This window comes from Colwellia sp. MEBiC06753 (assembly GCF_053470325.1).
Genome location: NZ_JBQMTM010000025.1, coordinates 23,055 through 41,475, shown reverse-complemented (window position 1 = coordinate 41,475; position 18,421 = coordinate 23,055). Strand labels below are relative to the sequence as shown.

The following is an 18,421-nucleotide window of genomic DNA, read 5'->3' as shown; positions in this document are numbered from 1 at the left end:
TATTTAGCCATCTAGCCATTTAGCGCGAATATACCGTTAGGCGTTTAAAAAGTTTTTGATAATTTTGCTACCATTTTCGCCTGAACGCTCTGGGTGAAACTGACAACCGATAAAGTTATCTTTTACCAAAGCAGCTGAAAAAGCTTGCCCATAATCACAACTTGCTGCGGTATATTCGCTTATTGGCGCACAAAAACTATGAACAAAGTAAAAGTAATCACCCGCATTAATTCCTTTAAATACAGGATGATCAATGACGGAGGTTAAGGTATTCCAGCCCATATGCGGTAACCTTAACTTACCGACATCTAGTGGTTTAACCGATGTCGGAATTATATTTAAACATTGCACTTGTTCAGTTGCATTGCCAATACCTGCTTCAAGAGAGTCGCGACACATTAGTTGCATCCCTAAACAAAAGCCTAATACTGGTTGCTTAAGTTGCAAAATGGTATCAGTTAAACCTTTAGCGTTAATATTTTGCATCGCGTGTTTAGCGTTGCCTACACCGGGTAAAATGACTTTATCTGCCCGTTTAATCTGTGCAATATCATCGGTGATTAACGCATCAAAGCCTAATCGTTTAATGGCAAATTTAACCGAGGATAAATTTGCGCATCCGGTATCAATAATGACATTGGTTTGAACACTAGCCATTATAGTGCTCCTTTACTACTTGGTAGCGTATTACCTTTTACTTCAATAGCTTGACGTAATGCACGACCAAATACTTTAAACAAACTTTCTACTTGGTGGTGACAATTTCCTTCGGTAGTCGATAAGTGCAGGGTAATGGCCATGCTGTCAGCCAGTGAGCGGAAAAAGTGCTCGACCATTTGGGTGGACATAGTGCCGACGCGGTTATCGGTAAACTTTGCATCAAATGCCAGCCAAGGGCGGCCAGATAAATCTAAACTACACTCAGCACGACATTCATCCATAGGTAAGACAAAGCCAAATCGGCCAATACCGCGTTTATCACCCAATGCTTGTTTTAACGCGCTACCAAGGGCGAGGGCGGTATCTTCAACGCTGTGGTGTTCATCAATGTGATAATCACCATCAACCGATACATTTAATGCAAAACCACCGTGGGTAGAAATTTGCTCTAACATATGGTCAAAAAAGCCAAGGCCCGTTTTAATATTATTTCCCGTGCTATCTAAATTAACCTCAATGGTAATATCGGTTTCTTTGGTGGTACGGGTGACAGTTGCTTGGCGAGGCTTATTAAGTAAGCGTTCGGCAATGGCAGTCCAATTATTTGATGCTCGGTCGTACTTAATACCTTGAACGCCCATATTAGCCGCTAGTTGTAGATCGGTTTCCCTGTCACCAATTACAAATGAATTGGCAAAATTGACTTTACCTTGCTGCAAGTAATCGGCAACCAAGCCAAGTTTAGGCTTGCGGCAACTGCAGTTTTCACTATCGAAATGTGGGCAAATTAACACATCATCAAATACGATCCCTTGAGAGCTAAATAGATCCATCATTTTATTATGAGGCAAATCAAAATCAGCTTGCGGGTAACTATCAGTGCCTAAACCGTCTTGATTGGTGACCATCACTAAGCGAAACCCTTTGTCTTGCAACGACAGTAGCACTGGAATAACGTTTGGCTCAAACACTAGTTTTTCTAGTGTATCTACCTGAAAATCAACGGGTGGTTCTTCAATTAAGGTGCCGTCTCGGTCGATAAATAGAATATTTTGTCTGGTCATTTACTTTGATTCCTGTGTTACTGCTGGTTGTGATTGTTGCATCATTATTTGACTAATTATTTGTTTGACCAAATCAATTTCGCTGGCATTGCCAATGCTAATGCGTAAGCAGTTTTCTAATTGCGGTTGCTTAGATTGATCACGAATTAAAATGCCTTGTTGTTTTAACCCGTCAAAAATAACGTCTTTAAAGGGCGTGCGAAACAGCACAAAATTGGCATTACTGACATAAACTTGCTGGCACCAAGACTGCTTGGCAAGCCAGGCACTCAGTTGCTCACGTAAGTTGTTGGTTGTTTGCACTCGCTCCTGCATTATGCTCAGCCCATCTTGGGTTAAATAGTAAGAGGCTAGCTCTGCAACAGGTGCCGAAATTGGATAGGGGGCAATGACTTTAGACATTAACTGAATGATTTCAGTACTTGCCAAGGTAAAGCCACATCGCAAGCCAGCCAGCGCAAAGGCTTTTGATAAGGTTCTTAAAATGATCAGGTTAGGGTAGCTGTCTAGCCATGCTAATACCGAATCATTTGGTGCAAACTCAATATAAGCTTCATCAAGCACAACAATGCATTGATTAGCTACGCCATCAAGTACCGCTTTTACTTGATCTGCTGGTAATAGGTTACCCGTAGGGTTACCTGGCGAACATAAAAAGATGACATTAACCTGTTCTGCATTAGCTACGATTTGCTCTACATCTAGCAAGTTGTTAATTAACGGTACTCGCATAATGCCGGCACCATGGTTTTCTGCGCTAATGGCATACATGCCATAGGTCGGCGGGCAAATTAAGATATTGTCTCGATAGGCGGTACAAAAGGTGCGAATAATCAACTCGATACCTTCATCAGCGCCGCGCGTAGCTAAAATATTGTCAACCGGTAATCCGCAATATTTGCTATAAGCATTAAGCAACTGCTCTGGTTGGAAGTCTGGATAGCGATTAATATTTTCAGCATTGATGCTGTATTTGCCTTGCCCTGATGCTTCATTGGCGTTTAGCCAAATTTGGCGATTAGCTTGCTTTACCGTCTGTTCATTGCCGTCGCTTGCGTTTTTATCCGCTTGTTGTAATCGGCGAGCTGACTGATAAGGCACCATATCAAGAAGTTCACTGCGGGCGAGCTGTGAAACACTTGTGCTTATGTTTTCGTTTAAGTTCGAGTTTAAGTTCGATTTTAAGTTTGATGGTTTTGTTTTTATCTTCATGATGCTTGATCATCCGCAAGTCGAATCGTTACCGCACGCTGGTGGGCATCTAAACCTTCTGCATTGGTAAGCTCAATAATTGCCGGTGCTAGGTTGGCTAAACCCTCACGACTAATTTTTTGTAAAGTGAAACGTCGGGAGAAATCGGCCAACGATAGGCTACTAACAACTTTTGAATAGCCATAGGTTGGTAATACATGATTAGTACCGCTAGCATAATCACCCGCTGACTCAGGGGTGTATGCACCGACAAAAATTGACCCCGCATTTCTTAATTTAATCGCTAAACTATCGGCTTCTTGCGTTTGAATAATTAAATGCTCAGGGCCATAGCTATTTGAAACTTCAACAGCTTGAGCCATTGACTCCGTAAGAATTAATCGGCTTTTACTTAATGCGGCACGTGCGATTTGCTCACGTGGTAAGGTACTAACCTGAAGCTCTATTTGTGCTCTAACTTTATCAATCAAGGCTAAGCTATCTGATAATAATATGACTTGGCTGTCTTCACCGTGCTCCGCTTGAGAAAGTAGATCGGCTGCAACAAATGCCGGATTTGCCTGACTATCGGCAATCACTAAGACTTCAGAAGGGCCTGCCGGCATATCAATAGCAAAGCCAGCTATATGTTGTGATAATTGCTTTTTCGCCTCGGTAACATAGCGATTGCCAGGGCCAAAGACTTTATTGACCGGGGCTATGGTTTCGGTACCTACGGCTAGTGCAGCAACAGCTTGCGCACCACCAACCGCATATATTTCATCAATACCACACAGCTTTGCCGCCGCTAACACTTCTGGGGCAATATTGCCGTTTTTATCAGGTGGTGATACCAATACTTTTCGTGGACAGTTGGCTAATTGAGCAGGAACGCCAAGCATTAATACTGTTGAAGGTAAGGGCGCGCTGCCTGCTGGAATGTATAACCCAACCGCTTCAATGGCTTCGGTTTTTAGAGTGCACAACACACCAGGACAAGTTTCCACTTCAATATCGTCTTGACGCTGCGCTTGGTGAAAACGTTTAATTTGATTATAGGCTGTTTCTAAAGCTTGTAAGCGGGCAGGGGCTAATGACGCAATCGCGGCATTTACCTGCTGTTGGCTGACGGCTAATGTCGTCAATTTAATACCATCAAAGCGCTCTGTAAACTCATATAATGCTTTATCGCCAGATTCCATTACGTGATTAATAATGTTTTCTACTTGCGTGGCTAACAGACCACTCTCAGCAATCGCCGGTCGTGCTAATGCAGCTTTTTGTTCGGTTTCCGATAACGAAGACCAAATAGTTGTGGGTAATAGTGTTGGTTTGGTCATTTTACTAGCCCATCATTTTTTCAATTGGCATCACCAAAATAGAATTACAGCCTAAGTCTTTTAATTTTTCCATGGTCTCCCAGAAGAAGGTTTCTGTGGCAACCACGTGTACAGCAACAATATCGTCGCGACCAGCTAATGGTAATACCGTAGGCGTTTCTTTACCTGGCATTAAAAAGCTGACTTGCTCAAGTTTATCTTTAGGCGCGTGTAGCATAATGTATTTACTTTCTTGAGCTTTCATAACCCCTTGAATACGCGGTAATAAGGTGTCGAGAATTGCTTGTTTTTCTGGTGTGATGGTTGACGATGATTGAATTAATGAGGCCTTAGAGCGGTAAATAACTTCTACTTCTTTTAAACCATTGGCCTCAAGCGTGGCACCGGTTGAAACGAGATCACAAATACCGTCAGCCAAGCCAACACGAGGCGCCACTTCGACCGAACCTTTAAGCAAACAAAAATCTAATTCAATGCCACTTTGCTGAGCAAAGCGTTTCAGTAATTGCGGATAAGTGGTGGCAAAACGCAAACCATTTAGCGAGGCAATACCTTGATAATTAAACTCTTCTGGCATAGCTAGTGAGAGTCGGCAACCACCAAAATTTAGCCCTACGGTTTTAACATAGTCAGCATTTATTCCTAATAACTTACGCTCTAATGCCGTTTCTTCTAATGTGTTATCACCAACAATACCTAAATCACAAACGCCATCCATCACTAAGCCAGGAATATCACTTGAACGTACACGCATAATATCAATCGGCATGTTAGTTACATGGGCAAGTAGACGACGATCAGCAACATTGAGTTTTAAGCCGCAGCGTTTTAGTAACTGCTGTGTTTCATCACTTAAGCGACCAGATTTTTGCATGGCAATGCGTAAACGAGTTTCTGTAGTCATTTCTTCCATTTCCTAAAGTTGGTGTAACTAAATTTTTAATAAACCTTAAAACGTAAAAAACCCCGAGAGAGTGGACTCTTTCGGGGTTTTTGAGACTATCAAATAAGTCGTTTACCGCTGAAAGAGCCATAGCCCCTCAGCGAATAAACCTGAGCGGCTAATCCGTATGATGGTGATGATGGATAGTGCTTAGGTTTATTTTCATTATTTATTTGCCTTTAATTGTAAATTCTAACTTTCTATATTCTTTTATTTATCAGGCTTTGGCGCAAAATGTTAAGTTTAATTACTAAGTCTGATATTACAGTAGCTGTGCTATTTATTATTGTTTTTGAGCCCAACTGACTATTAACATACTGACTAAAGTTTAATCGTGCAACCCTAAATTTTTATTTCACTTATAAAAAATTATTATCGCTATATACATTTGTCTTCTAAGCCTTTGATATAGGCATCTAGATGCGCCTTTGCTAACAAGGCGTTTATAACTAAGCCTATCAATTAAGGTTTTTTGATTTTTGGTCGATATAAAGTTAACTTGTGATTAAAAAATAGGCATTAAGCAAGCCTGTACACGTTGCCATGTGCAATCAGTGTTTATTTGTTGTGCAATTATTGTAAAGTTGTGGTCAAAGTAATAGTTATTTATCAGTTGCTAAAACTAGTGAATAACCCTAGCGAAATAGTAAGTAGGCGTAACTTTACATTTTACGTTTAGGTATTAGTGATAGTTGTTGGTGACACTAATACCATAAGTAGAGAGGATTTATGGACATTTTTACTACACAGTTAACGCGTGTAGCACCAAACAAAATTAAGGCTGATAAACTTAGAGTTAAACGTTTGTCTAAAGACGCGAGTACTCAGTCGATTGATGACGAGCATGATCATATGGATGAGCATGAGCGTTATACTGTGACCCAACAACATGGGCAAAAAAAATATAGCCAGCAGCAAGCATCATCATCTGAAGCACCTGATGAAGAGGTGATTGAAGATATTGATAATGAACTGCAAACCGACCAACATAAAAATAAAATAGAAAAAGATGAAGACAATAAAATTCAACATTTAGACATTTTTGTTTAATCCTTTGCGCTAGCCGATATAATACGCCGCTGTATTTAATTATTAATTCGTATTTTTATTGCGCGTATGAGCACTGTTGAACAGGCGTTTTCTTCTAGCGGACTTCTCGCTAAAGCGATTAATGGCTTTTCGCCAAGACAAGCTCAGCTTGATATGGCGTTGGAAGTAGAAAAAGCGATTAATCAGCAATCTTCACTGATTGTTGAAGCTGGAACCGGAACGGGTAAAACGTTTGCCTACTTGATCCCTGCCTTAATGTCTGACAAAAAAGTCATTGTTTCTACCGGTACGAAAACGCTGCAAGAACAACTATTCCATAAAGACATACCTATTATAAAAAAAGCTTTGGCAACCAATGCTCAAATGGCCTTGTTAAAAGGGCGTTCAAACTATTTGTGTTTGTACCGCATGGAGCAATTTCAGCATTCTCGTGGTCAGCTGGATGCTCAAGGATTAGCTGATTTTGTCAATGTGAGAAAATGGGCAAATGCCACTCAATTTGGTGATATTGGTGAGCTTGATACCATAGCCGAAGACTCTAACGTATTTCCTTATATCACCAGTACAGTTGATAACTGCCTAGCCCGCGATTGCCCACATATTGATGACTGTTATTTAGTTAAAGCTCGGCAGCGCGCTATTGAAGCTGACGTAGTTGTGGTGAATCATCATTTGTTTTTTGCTGATATGGCGTTGAAAGATACTGGCTTTGGTGAATTGATCCCTAAAGCTGAAGTGGTGATTTTTGATGAAGCTCATCAAATTTCTGATATTGCCACAGAATATTTTGGTGAATCGTTTTCAACCAGACAAGTGCAAGAGCTTTGTGCTGATGTGATTCAGGCTTACAAAACTACCGTTACCGATGCTAAACAATTACTTAAAGCGGCAGAAAAGCTCAGCCGCAGTTGTCAGGATTTTCGATTACTATTTGCTTATGATCCTGAACGTGGTAACTGGCGTGAAAAACTAGCGTCTCAGCAAATTGCTCAGGCGTTTGAGCACTTAAAACAGGATTTAGATTTTCTGTATCAAGTACTCAAACTTAATGTTTCTCGTAATGAACTGGTAGATAATTGTTTTGAACGTGCAGTCACTTTGCTAGCAAAGTTCAATATCGTTGCCGATGTCGAGGCATTCGAAGTAAGTCTTTGGTACGAAACAACTCGCCAGCATATTACCTTGCATCAAACGCCATTATCGATTGCTGAAAAATTTAGCAAGGTGGTGGCAGATTCCGGCGCTGGCTGGATTTTTACCAGCGCTACTTTGGCAGTGAACAATGGTTTTGAACATTTTGCCAAGCCGCTAGGGTTATCACAGCAACATACATTGATGCTGGACAGTCCATTTGATTACGTTCATCAATCGCAACTTATCGTGCCGCGCTATTTACCCGATGCTAATGACAAACGCCGGCCACGGGCATTAGCTGATTTAGCAAAGCCGCTGATTGCAGCATCACAGGGCGCTTGTTTTATGCTGTTTACTAGCTACCGGATGATGAATTTGGTGGCTGATATTTTAGCCGAAGAAATTGACAACCCTCTGCTAGTTCAGGGGCAAATGGCTAAGCGTAATTTGCTAACTGAATTTATGGCTAACCCAAAAGCGGTATTACTAGCCACTGCCAGTTTCTGGGAAGGCGTAGATGTTAGAGGCGACCAACTAACCTGTGTTATCATAGATAAATTGCCGTTTGCATCCCCTGATGACCCGTTACTTCAAGCTCGAAGTGAAGATGCGAAACGCCAGGGGAAAGATCCCTTTGCTGATATTCAATTACCACAAGCGGTAATTGCGCTAAAGCAAGGCGTCGGACGATTAATTCGCGATGTTAATGATCGCGGTATTTTAGTTATTTGTGATGATCGTTTAGTTAATCGGCCATACGGACAAACGTTTTTAAGCAGTTTGCCAGATATGAAACGTAGTAGAGATTTAAGTTACGCTGAGTCATTTCTTTCAGCGATACATAGTGAGAACCAACCACAGTGAAATTATTAGCCATTGATGCTTCAACAGAAGCATGTTCGGTCGCCTTGTTAAATCAACAAGAAATTATTAGCAACTTTGAACTTTGCCCACAATCTCATAGTTTAGTGTTATTACCTATGGTGGATAGGTTGTTGGCAGAATCAGGGTTTAAGCTAAGCGATTTTGATGCCTTAGTCTATGGCAGGGGGCCGGGCAGTTTTACTGGTGTCCGTATTGGTATTGGTGTCGCTCAAGGTTTGGCATTTGCTGCAGATATTCCAACCATTGGCATTTCAACTATGCAAGCCATGGCGCAGCAAGCGTTTGTCGCGCATCAACAAGAAAAAGTCAGTGTCGCCATCGATGCTCGAATGTCGGAAGTCTATTGCTCAAACTGGCAGGCAAATGAACAAGGCATTATGCAGCTAACCGATAGTGAGCAAGTAATGTCGCCGGGGGATTTTGCCAAGCAAATGCTTGAACAAGATAATCCTGTGTATGGTGTTGGTACTGGTTGGCAAGCCTATAGTGCGGAGCTCAACGCTATTTGTGCTAATCAAAATAATATTGAGGTTTTATACCCTAATGCTAAATATATGTTAGCGCAGGCAAAGCAGGCATTGGCTTTAGGTGAGGCAGTACCGGCAGAGCAAGCACAACCTGTTTATGTTAGAGATACCGTTTCTTGGAAGAAATTACCGGGTCGATAGCGCTAAATTTGATAATGAAAAGCTTGTTAGCTGCAAAGTTAATTATTTAAAGGTTGATTATTTAAAGATTGATATTTAGCTCATTGATAATATTCGCCAGTTGGTAAAACTTTTGCTAGATTATGGCTATGGATGTAAAAAGCACGACAGTATCGAGCTCAGCTACTCAGCTAGTTCGCCAGCAAACAAACAATCAGCAGCAAGCACAGCAAGCTGCTGAGCGTGCGCGCGAGCAACAACAGCAGGCTGAGCAGCGCCAACAAGTCAATCGCGTCGATGTTGACGAAAATGCTATTGCAGTGCTTGAGCAGCAAAATCAGCAACGTCGCCAAACGGCTAACCAAACATCCGAGCAGCAAGCAGGCTACGATCAGCCATCTAATCAAAATATCACCGCAATTAGCGCTTACCGCTCAGTCGATGCTATTGAACAACGAGAAAGTGTTCAGCAGTTGTTGGGTGTTGATCTTTTTGCGTAAAATTAGACACCTTTTCAAATACTTCCAATAACTTTGAGCTCTGTACCCTTGAACACTGTAACGTCGAACTCAAACTCATCTAATTCTTTTTTTAAACGCTATGCATTCTGGCTACTGCTATTGGCGGCCATTGTTATCCGGCAAATTCCGCTGCTTTCTTTACCGCTAAATTGGCTGGAAAGCTACTTTCATGAAATCAGTCATGGTCTTGCGGCAATGTTGGCTGGTGGCAAAGTTGTCCGTATTGAGTTATTTCCCAATGGTGCAGGGCTTTGTACAACAGTTGGCGGCTTTCGCCTATTAACTAGCTTTTCTGGTTATGCTGGAGCAGCGGTTTGGGGCGCACTAATATATGCACTCTCATCGTTCAGTATTCGCTTTAGCCAAGTGGTGATTAGTTTACTGCTAAGCTTGTTGGTGATGACTATTATTTTTTGGGTTCGCGATATTTTAACCTTAGTGATCATGTTAGTGCTTATTGCCTTGTTTTCGGTGAAACTGCGCTACGCTAAGACAACAATGCTTAACTATGGTTTACAGTTTATCGGTATTAGTATCTTATTAAATGCTTTGTTTAGCCCATTTTATTTACTTGATGGTCGTCATTTAGGTGACGGTGCAACCTTAAGCGAGTTGACCTTTATTCCAGAGTTTATTTGGATCATCATTTGGTCCTCAATGGCATTAGGACTTTTGTATTTAGTGGCATTTAAGCGAGCAAATTAGCAATAGCTGCTTAAAAACAATTAAAAATAATAATAAACCGGTTAGTGAGTAAGTTTATGGTTAACACCGAAGAAGTTTGTTTTGAAATTAATGAGTTAGCATTACATGGCCTTTCTACCCACGGTATAGCCACACACGGTAAAGCAACACATGACTTAGCTTTACCAAGTACAAAGAATGGTGGCGAACCAGAGATGGTGACTTTATGTTTACATGGCTGGTTAGATAATGCGGCGAGTTTTTTACCACTATTTGACCACTTACCCCATCGCAAATTAATTGCCATTGACTGGCCAGGTCATGGCTTTTCGTCTCATCGTAGTTTTGATGCCCATTATCATTTTATTGATTGGGTCTATGATTTAGTGCAGCTTTTCGAGGTTACCCAATGGCCGGCAATTGATATTGTTGCTCACTCTATGGGGGCAATGGTCGCAACGGCATTTGCTGCCGCTTATCCAGAAAAAGTTAAGTCATTAACTTTGTTAGACTCGATTGGTTTTGTATCTGATAAACCAGAAAACACCACGGAACAGCTTCGTAAAGGCTTAGAAAGTCGAATAAAAGGGCGCAGCAAACAAAAAAATAAACACAGCTCAATAGAGTCAGCTATTCAAGCTCGGGTATTAGTCTCTGATCTGGCGTTTGAACAAGCTGCACTTATTGTAAAACGTGGGCTAATGCAGCAAGGAAATAGCTATATTTGGCGTGCTGATAGCCGCTTACGTAATACCTCGCCATACCGATTAACGCTTGAACAAGCAAAACAACTAATTGGTGATGTGCAATGTCCGGTTAACTTAATTTATGGCGATAAAGGCTTAGATATGGTTCAAGTTGGTATAAAGGAATATGCTGGTTGCTTTAAGCAATTAACCAGCCACTGTGTTGCAGGTGGACACCATGTACATATGGAAAAACCACAACAAGTTGCGAACTTAATCGAAAAATTTTGGCAAGATATCGCTAGATAGTGAGATAAAACACTAGGATTTCTATGCAAAATATGGAATTATGCGAAACTTTCGAGCAAAAGCTCGGAGGTCGGACGTCTTGTCGTCCGGTTGCAGTTAACGGTGGCGTTATCAGAACATCTTGATAATACTATAAATATAATAATCGTCACGTGTGTCAGGTTTAGAAAGAGGAGAGAACTGTGGATAAAATTTGGCTTGAAAAAAGTTATCCTCCCGGAGTTCCACACGAAATTGATCCAGATAAATATTCATCTATTGTTGAGATGTTCAACAAATATGTAGGTGTTTATTCAGCGCGCACCGCGTTCATTAATATGGGCGCAGAAATTACCTATAAAGAACTAGCCCAACAAGTCGATGCATTTGCTGCCTATCTTCAAAAAGATTTAGGCTTAGTTAAAGGCGATAAGTTTGCCATTATGGTGCCAAATACTTTGCAATACCCAATCGCATTATTTGGTGCATTAAAAGCCGGCCTTACTGTTGTAAATGTAAATCCCTTATATACCGCTCGTGAGTTAAAGCACCAGTTAACTGATTCTGGTACGAAAGCCATGTTAATTGTTGAAAACTTTGCGCACACTCTACAAGAGGTTATTGACGAAACGCCGGTTGAACATGTGATTTTAACGGGTTTAGGTGATCGCTTAGGTGGCCTAAAAGGTATGCTGGTTAATTTTGTGGTTAAGTACGTGAAGAAAATGGTGCCTAGCTACAAGTTAAAAAATACGATTAAATTTAATCAGGTATTAGCCAAAGGTGACCACTTAATGTTTGATGATGTTGCTATTAGCGGCGAGGATTTAGCGTTTCTGCAATATACTGGCGGCACAACGGGTGTGTCAAAAGGCGCGATGTTAACGCACCGTAATATGGTTGCTAACTTAGAGCAGGCAAAAGCAGCAATTCGCCCTATGTTAAACGAAGGTGAAGAGCTAGTGGTTACCGCATTGCCGCTTTATCATATCTTCGCCTTAACCGCGAACTGTTTAACCTTTATGACGCTTGGTGGTACTAATTTATTGATTACCAATCCAAGAGATATGCCTAATTTTGTTAAAGAGTTAGCTAAATACCCATTTACTGCAATTACCGGTGTTAATACCTTATTTAACGGTTTATTAAATACTCCTAGTTTTGCGGATTTAGATTTTTCAACATTAAAGCTGACGTTAGGCGGTGGCATGGCTGTGCAACAACCTGTTGCTGAGCGCTGGCAAGACTTAACTAAAACCCGTTTATTAGAAGGTTATGGCTTAACAGAATGTGCACCTATGGTATCAATGAGCCCATACAATATTAGTGGCTATGATGGCACTATTGGTGTACCAGCAGCGTCAACTGATGTCAAAATTGTTCGTGAAGATGGCACAACTGCCGACATCAATGAAGCAGGTGAAATGTGGGTGAAAGGCCCGCAAGTCATGAAAGGTTACTATAACCGTCAAGATGCAACCGATGAAATCTTAAAAGATGGCTGGTTGGCAACCGGTGATATTGCTGAAATGGATGAGCGCGGCTTCTTTAAAATTGTTGACCGTAAAAAAGACATGATCATTGTTTCCGGCTTTAATGTCTTTCCAAATGAAATTGAAGAAGTGGCAATGATGCATCCTGCTGTTGTTGAAGCTGCTGCAGTTGGTGTACCTCATGAGGTTAGTGGTGAAATCATTAAGCTATTTATTGTTCGCAAGGATGAATCACTTACTCAAAAAGCATTAATTACTCACTGTGCTGAGCATTTAACTAAATATAAAGTGCCAAAAATTATTGAATTTCGTGATGAATTACCAAAAACCAATGTTGGTAAAATTTTACGTCGTGAATTACGGTAGTTTTTAACTAAATTTATGTTTATCAAATATTTATACAATAATTAAAATAGCCGGCAATTGCCGGCTTTTTAATTATTGTATTACCGACTAATTATTATTGTGCGTTTAGAATTTGCCCATTAACTTCGATACTGTCATCTGACATTAAGTAAACATACAGCGGCATAATTTGCTCAGCAGTTGCTAGCTTACTTGCATCTTCTGCTGGGTAAGCTTTTGCACGCATTGGCGTTTTTGTTGCTCCTGGATTAATCGCGTTAGTACGTAAGTTAGTACCTTCATATTCATCGGCAATTAATTGGGTCATGCTTTCTGTAGCAAATTTTGACATGCTATAGGCGCCCCAATACGCACGGCCTTTATTACCAACACCTGAACTAGTAAATACCAATGACCCTTGTGGAGCGGAAGTTAACGCAGGAATAAGCGCTTGGGCTAGTAACATCTGCGCTTTAACGTTCACTTGCATAACGTCATCATAAATTTGTTCATGAATGGCGGTAAATGGTGTTAACTCACCCAATATCGAGGCGTTAAGTAATGCGCCATCTAGTCGGCCAAGTTGATCGACAATGGTATTAACCATATCGATATAGTTTTGTTTTGTCGCGCCTTTTAAATCTAATGGCACTATGGCAGGCTCAGGTAAACCTGCACCAACAATTTCATCGTAAACCGCTTCTAGCTTGTCGACAGTTTTTCCCAACAATACTACCGTTGCACCAAGTTGTGCGTAGGTAATTGCCGCTTGACGACCAATGCCATCACCGGCGCCTGTTACTAAGATTACTTTGTGGTTTAGTGAATTGCTTTTAATTTGATAGTCGAACATTGAGAGCTAATAGTTTATCTATTGGATGGGGGGATTTTACGCATCAGGGCTTTGCTTGACGAGTAAAAATTGGCAGAAATTATCGATTTTCAGCAAAAAAAACTCGAATTTTCAAAAAGCGCTAGCACTATGATGAATCTTTGTGTAACTTTAACTGGTCTAACTAGTTAACTTGGTCGTGTTGTACGATAAATAAAGGTAACGAGTTCAAAGCTATAAAATATAAAAAAATAAGTAGACTAGTCTCTGGGGAGATACAATGAAAAAGCTAGTTCTTAGTATGGCAATTGCTGGCGCACTTAGTTTAAGTGGCTGTGACAGTGAAACCATTAAAGATGTACAAAAAGATGTGGCCGAAAACGGTCCAGTTACCACACCTACCTCGCGTGTTATTTTCGATCCTGCTAATGGCGTTTTATCAGTACCAAATGATTTGTTGTTCTCTGGTACGACTGATGGCACGTTAAACACGCCTGTTGATGACCCAACTGACTTTTCAGATCCGTTAGTTGCGGTTAGCGCATTAGATGGTTGGTCAACTAATAATCCATTCGTTATTGATATCGATGTGGTTGAAGGCCGTTCACTTGACGGAAACTCTGTATTTAATCCAGCATCTGTTCGTATTTTTGAAACAGAAATGGGCGGGGCATTCGCCTCTGAAGAATGTGCACAAGTGCCACAAGGTGCTGCTTGTCGAGTTATTAGTGAGTTAGTTTTTGGTACAGACTTTGTTACTCAAAAAGCCGGTAGCAGCATTGCTGTCGTGCCATTAAAACCATTAAAGGGTAAAACAACTTACGTATTGGTATTAACTGATAGCTTAATGGATGACTCAGGCAAGGCCATTGCAGGCTCTACAACCTATGAGCTAGTTCAACAAGACATTAATGAAAAGCCTTTAGGCAGTGAATCTCAACTGCAGCTTCAAGGTGTGATTAATAGTTTTGAATCAGCAGTTTCTGCTGCTGGCGTTGATAAAGAATCTATTATTTATTCAATGGCGATGACAACCCAGTCAACAGTAGATGCACTTGTTAGTGTTAAGTCATTAATGGCGCAGGGGTTACAACTAGGAAATATTCCAGCAATAACTGTTGCAGACACTACTTTTTCTGTAGCGCAAGTATTAGCCAGCCAAGGTGTACAACTACCTGCTGATTTACAAGCGATTTACGGCACAGCAAATTATTTGTCGGGTAGTATTTCTTTGCCTTACTACTTAGGTGTGCCAACCGCAGAAGATCCAATGGCACCGGTTAATGACTGGTGGAAAGCACTATGTGACTCAGGCGCTATTTTAGCTGGCCTTGCAGCGCAAAATCCTGAAGCAATTCCTGCTGAGCCTGTGAGCGAAATTGATGGTACTTGTATGGCAATTTCACAAGCGGCTGGTTTGCCTGCGCCTGGTCTTCGCGATTTAAGTACGGTTTTACCGTTAGATCCAGAGCGTAATATTACTAAGTTCAACCCTGTGCCAGCAATGCGGGCCATGATGAATTTAGATGTGCAAATGACCACCCCTGATGTTGCCGTAGCAAATGCCGTTAGAGCATCATTAGGTATGGATCCAATTGCTCAGCCTGAAAGTGGTTGGCCGGTTGTTATGTTACAGCATGGCATTACTTCGAAGAAAGAAGATATGCTAGCAGTAACGGGTCTATTGTCGCTTAATGGTTTTGCCACTGTAGCCATAGATCACCCGATTCATGGTAGTCGCGGATTTGACTTAAATGGTGATGGTGTTGATGAAATTAATGCCTCAACCGTTTCTGCCACTCATTATATGAACTTGGCGAACTTACTAACAACGCGTGATAATTTACGTCAAAGTACTTCAGATATGCTGGGCCTGCGTTTAGGTTTAAACTTTGTTAATGGTAGTGACGCTGAAGGTAACCCGGTTGTGGTTGATACAACTAAAGTTCACTTCTTAGGGCATTCATTAGGCGCTATTACGGGGATCAACTTTGTGGCAATGGCAAATATGCCTTTAGATCCACAAGCCGATGCATTATTTAAAGTAGCAACTAACTCATTAGGTATGCCTGGTGTTGGTGTTGCAAACTTGCTAATGGAGTCGGCTTCATTTGCTGATTTAATTAAAGCTAGCTTAACGTTATCAGTATCACCAGAATTCCAAGCGCTAGTGGCACAAATGTTCCCTAATGGCCCAAGTGAAGCTGAACTTGTTCAGGCATTTGGTGTGTTCTTTGATGCATTAACTCCAGAGCAACAAGGCTCGTTAAACGGTACTTTTGCTGAGTTCACTTTTGCTGCGCAAACAGTAACTGATGCTGGTGATCCAGTGAACTACGCAGGTATTTTAGCAGCCACCCAAACACCAACCCATTTAATTGAAGTGGTTGGTAATGGTGTTGATAACTTATCTGATCAGGTTATTCCAAACTCTGTATCTAGCTCGCCATTATCCGGCACTGAACCAGCTATTGCCTTACTTGGCTTACCGGGTGTTAGCGAAACCTCTGAAGGCTCTGGTGCTGTTAGATTCTTAAATGGTCATCATTCATCATTACTTGACCCGTCAACGCGTCCAGAATCACCGGATGCGATGTTAAGTGCTGCTGCAACGCAAGAAATGCAAACGCAAGTGACGACTTTCTTTGCAACTATGGGACAACTTGTTGCAATTACTAACGACGCAGTAGTTAAGTAAGCAGTTAAGTAAGCAGTTAAGTAAGTAGTTAACGAAAATTTAGCTAAATATTAAAAAGCTCCCTAGTGGGAGCTTTTTTTTTATCAATGAGTCACTATATAGTACTGAGTAATATCGATAAGCTTTGCTCATGCAGAGCAAAAAATGGAGAAAGCATTGGAATTTTTATACGAATACGGGCTGTTCTTAGCCAAAGCAATCACAATCGTGTTGGCGTTTGTTGCCATAGTTGCGGTAATCGCTGGAGCGGCTATTAAACAAAAATCAAAAAAAGGTGAGCTTGAAATTGAAGACTTAAGCGAACACTTTGAGGATGTGGAGCAGGAGATTGTTCATTCGCTATTATCGAAAGAGCAATTAAAAGAAAAGGAAAAACAAGACAAAAAACAAGAGAAAGCTCAGGCGAAAGCGGCGAAAAAAGGTGAAGCCCCAGCCGATAAGCCTCGACTTTTTGTTTTAGACTTTAAAGGCAGTATTGATGCTAAAGAAGTGGCCAGTTTGCGCGAAGAAGTCTCGGCAGTATTATCGGTTGCCACCAAAGAAGACGAAGTTTTTGTTCGTTTAGAGTCTGGTGGTGGTATGGTGCATGGCTATGGTTTAGCGTCTTCACAACTTGATCGTATTCGTCAAAAAGATATTCCACTTACCGTATCTGTTGATAAAGTCGCTGCCAGTGGTGGTTATATGATGGCATGTGTTGCTAACAATATTATTGCCGCGCCATTTGCAATTTTAGGGTCAATTGGTGTCATTGCCCAAGTGCCTAACTTTAATAAATTGCTAAAGAAAAATGATATTGAGTTTGAACAACTAACCGCCGGTGAATATAAGCGTACATTAACCATGTTTGGTGAAAATACCGATAAAGGCCGCGAGAAGTTTGTTGAAGAATTAGAAGAAACCCATGAGCTGTTTAAAGACTTTGTTAGCAATCATCGTCCATCTTTAGATATTGCTAAAGTTGCAACCGGGGAACATTGGTTTGGTACAAAAGCGAAAGAGCTTGGTTTAGTTGATGATATTCAAACCAGTGATGATTATTTATATCAATCAGCTAAAACTAAACAAGTTGTCGCGATTAAATATCAAGTGAAAAAGGGCTTAGCTGAGAAGCTGTCAAAAGCGGCATCGTTGTCTGCTGATAGCTTTATTTCAAAACTAATGCAACGTAATCGCATTTTTCCAAGTTAATAGCTAATTGATAAAGCTGATTAGTAAAACTTATTAACAAAACAAGGTAGTGGGTAAGCAAGCAAATGAATCCAGAGTTTTGGCACAAATGTTGGGAAACGGGCGCATTGGGTTTTCATCAAGATGATTTACACCCGTTTTTAATCGAGCAACTTGCAAAGTTATCGATTAAGCAAACTGATACTGTATTGGTGCCTCTGTGTGGTAAATCGATGGATATGCTTTGGTGGGCGCAGCGTTGTCAGGTAATTGGTGCTGAGCTTAGCGAAATTGCCTGTCATGACTTTTTCAATGAAAATAAGCTTGACTATCAATGTCAAAATAAAGCGGACTTTCAAGAGTTTCGCTGTGGAAATTTGTCAATCTATCAAGGCGACTTTTTTTCACTTGAACCTGCTCTATTACCTAGTGTTCACTATATTTATGATCGCGCGGCATTAATTGCTTTACCTGAAAAAATGCAAGCACAATACGCCGCTCATCTTGCTAAGTTTATTAATCAAGATACTGAGCTCTATTTGATTTCAGTGGAATATCCATTAGGTGAGTTAGCTGGGCCGCCTTTTGCTATTGATAAGACGAAAGTACAGCAACTATTTTCTGGTTTTAAAATTGAGTGCCTTGCTAAGCGAGCCATTCCTGATAAACAATTTGCCAGACGGTCGTTAAAGGTCAGTGCCTTAACCGAAACTTTGTATCGTATTACTCGTTAATCGTTTTGTTTAGATAGTCCTCCTTTAGGTAACCCTTCATTAGGCAATGCTTATTA

At 40.9% G+C, this 18,421-nt stretch carries 16 protein-coding genes; 10 read left to right on the top strand and 6 right to left on the bottom strand.

What is annotated here, in order from left to right:
* Positions 1-36: 36 nt before the first annotated feature.
* Genes hisH through hisG form a run of 5 tightly spaced genes read right to left on the bottom strand, consistent with a single transcriptional unit; the run spans position 37 to position 5,159 of the window.
* The gene (hisH, locus tag ACOB82_RS16355; RefSeq protein WP_448214060.1) at positions 37-657 is read right to left on the bottom strand and encodes an imidazole glycerol phosphate synthase subunit HisH; all 621 of its coding nucleotides are present in this window, start codon (positions 655-657) and stop codon (positions 37-39) included.
* Positions 657-1,724, bottom strand: a complete 1,068-nt coding sequence (hisB, locus tag ACOB82_RS16350; protein WP_448214059.1) for a bifunctional histidinol-phosphatase/imidazoleglycerol-phosphate dehydratase HisB — start codon at positions 1,722-1,724, stop codon at positions 657-659. Before hisB ends, hisH begins: the two co-directional genes overlap by 1 nt.
* Positions 1,725-2,936 (bottom strand): histidinol-phosphate transaminase, encoded by a 1,212-nt coding sequence (hisC, locus tag ACOB82_RS16345; RefSeq protein ID WP_448214058.1) that lies wholly within the window; start codon positions 2,934-2,936, stop codon positions 1,725-1,727.
* Positions 2,933-4,255: a histidinol dehydrogenase gene (gene hisD, locus ACOB82_RS16340; RefSeq protein WP_448214057.1), complete on the bottom strand. Its 1,323-nt coding sequence runs from the start codon at positions 4,253-4,255 to the stop codon at positions 2,933-2,935. Before hisD ends, hisC begins: the two co-directional genes overlap by 4 nt.
* A 4-nt stretch (positions 4,256-4,259) precedes the next feature.
* Positions 4,260-5,159, bottom strand: a complete 900-nt coding sequence (gene hisG / locus ACOB82_RS16335; protein ID WP_448214056.1) for an ATP phosphoribosyltransferase — start codon at positions 5,157-5,159, stop codon at positions 4,260-4,262.
* 768 nt (positions 5,160-5,927) lie between these two features.
* Here hisG and ACOB82_RS16330 point away from each other — a divergent pair.
* From ACOB82_RS16330 to fadD, 7 genes are all read left to right on the top strand, one after another.
* Entirely contained in the window at positions 5,928-6,248 is a 321-nt protein-coding gene (locus tag ACOB82_RS16330) for a hypothetical protein (RefSeq protein WP_448214055.1), read from the top strand.
* Between the two features lie 66 nt (positions 6,249-6,314).
* Positions 6,315-8,246, top strand: a complete 1,932-nt coding sequence (locus ACOB82_RS16325; protein ID WP_448214054.1) for an ATP-dependent DNA helicase — start codon at positions 6,315-6,317, stop codon at positions 8,244-8,246.
* Complete coding sequence (gene tsaB / locus ACOB82_RS16320; protein WP_448214053.1) at positions 8,243-8,935, top strand: tRNA (adenosine(37)-N6)-threonylcarbamoyltransferase complex dimerization subunit type 1 TsaB; 693 nt, start codon at positions 8,243-8,245, stop codon at positions 8,933-8,935. The genes ACOB82_RS16325 and tsaB overlap by 4 nt, the downstream gene beginning before the upstream one ends.
* Before the next feature lie 128 nt (positions 8,936-9,063).
* The gene (locus ACOB82_RS16315) at positions 9,064-9,414 is read left to right on the top strand and encodes a hypothetical protein (protein WP_448214052.1); all 351 of its coding nucleotides are present in this window, start codon (positions 9,064-9,066) and stop codon (positions 9,412-9,414) included.
* Positions 9,415-9,534: 120 nt separating this feature from the next.
* Positions 9,535-10,140 carry a M50 family metallopeptidase gene (locus ACOB82_RS16310; RefSeq protein ID WP_448214051.1) on the top strand — a complete coding sequence of 202 codons (606 nt, stop codon included), beginning with the start codon at positions 9,535-9,537 and terminating at the stop codon, positions 10,138-10,140.
* 56 nt (positions 10,141-10,196) lie between these two features.
* Complete coding sequence (locus ACOB82_RS16305; RefSeq protein WP_448214050.1) at positions 10,197-11,114, top strand: alpha/beta fold hydrolase; 918 nt, start codon at positions 10,197-10,199, stop codon at positions 11,112-11,114.
* Positions 11,115-11,296: 182 nt separating this feature from the next.
* A complete protein-coding gene (fadD, locus tag ACOB82_RS16300; RefSeq protein ID WP_448214049.1) occupies positions 11,297-12,952 on the top strand; it encodes a long-chain-fatty-acid--CoA ligase FadD in 1,656 nt (551 codons plus the stop codon).
* A gap of 94 nt (positions 12,953-13,046) precedes the next feature.
* Here the strand turns inward: fadD and ACOB82_RS16295 are convergent, their stop codons facing one another.
* The gene (locus ACOB82_RS16295; RefSeq protein ID WP_448214048.1) at positions 13,047-13,784 is read right to left on the bottom strand and encodes a YciK family oxidoreductase; all 738 of its coding nucleotides are present in this window, start codon (positions 13,782-13,784) and stop codon (positions 13,047-13,049) included.
* A gap of 259 nt (positions 13,785-14,043) precedes the next feature.
* On the opposite strand from ACOB82_RS16295, the gene ACOB82_RS16290 reads away from it, so the two are divergent.
* The 3 genes from ACOB82_RS16290 (at position 14,044) to ACOB82_RS16280 (ending at position 18,365) form a co-directional block, all read left to right on the top strand.
* A complete protein-coding gene (locus tag ACOB82_RS16290) occupies positions 14,044-16,461 on the top strand; it encodes a VolA/Pla-1 family phospholipase (RefSeq protein WP_448214047.1) in 2,418 nt (805 codons plus the stop codon).
* Positions 16,462-16,617: 156 nt separating this feature from the next.
* The gene (gene sohB, locus ACOB82_RS16285; protein ID WP_448214080.1) at positions 16,618-17,652 is read left to right on the top strand and encodes a protease SohB; all 1,035 of its coding nucleotides are present in this window, start codon (positions 16,618-16,620) and stop codon (positions 17,650-17,652) included.
* A 65-nt stretch (positions 17,653-17,717) separates the two neighbouring features.
* Positions 17,718-18,365 (top strand): thiopurine S-methyltransferase, encoded by a 648-nt coding sequence (locus tag ACOB82_RS16280; RefSeq protein ID WP_448214045.1) that lies wholly within the window; start codon positions 17,718-17,720, stop codon positions 18,363-18,365.
* Positions 18,366-18,421: the final 56 nt, after the last annotated feature.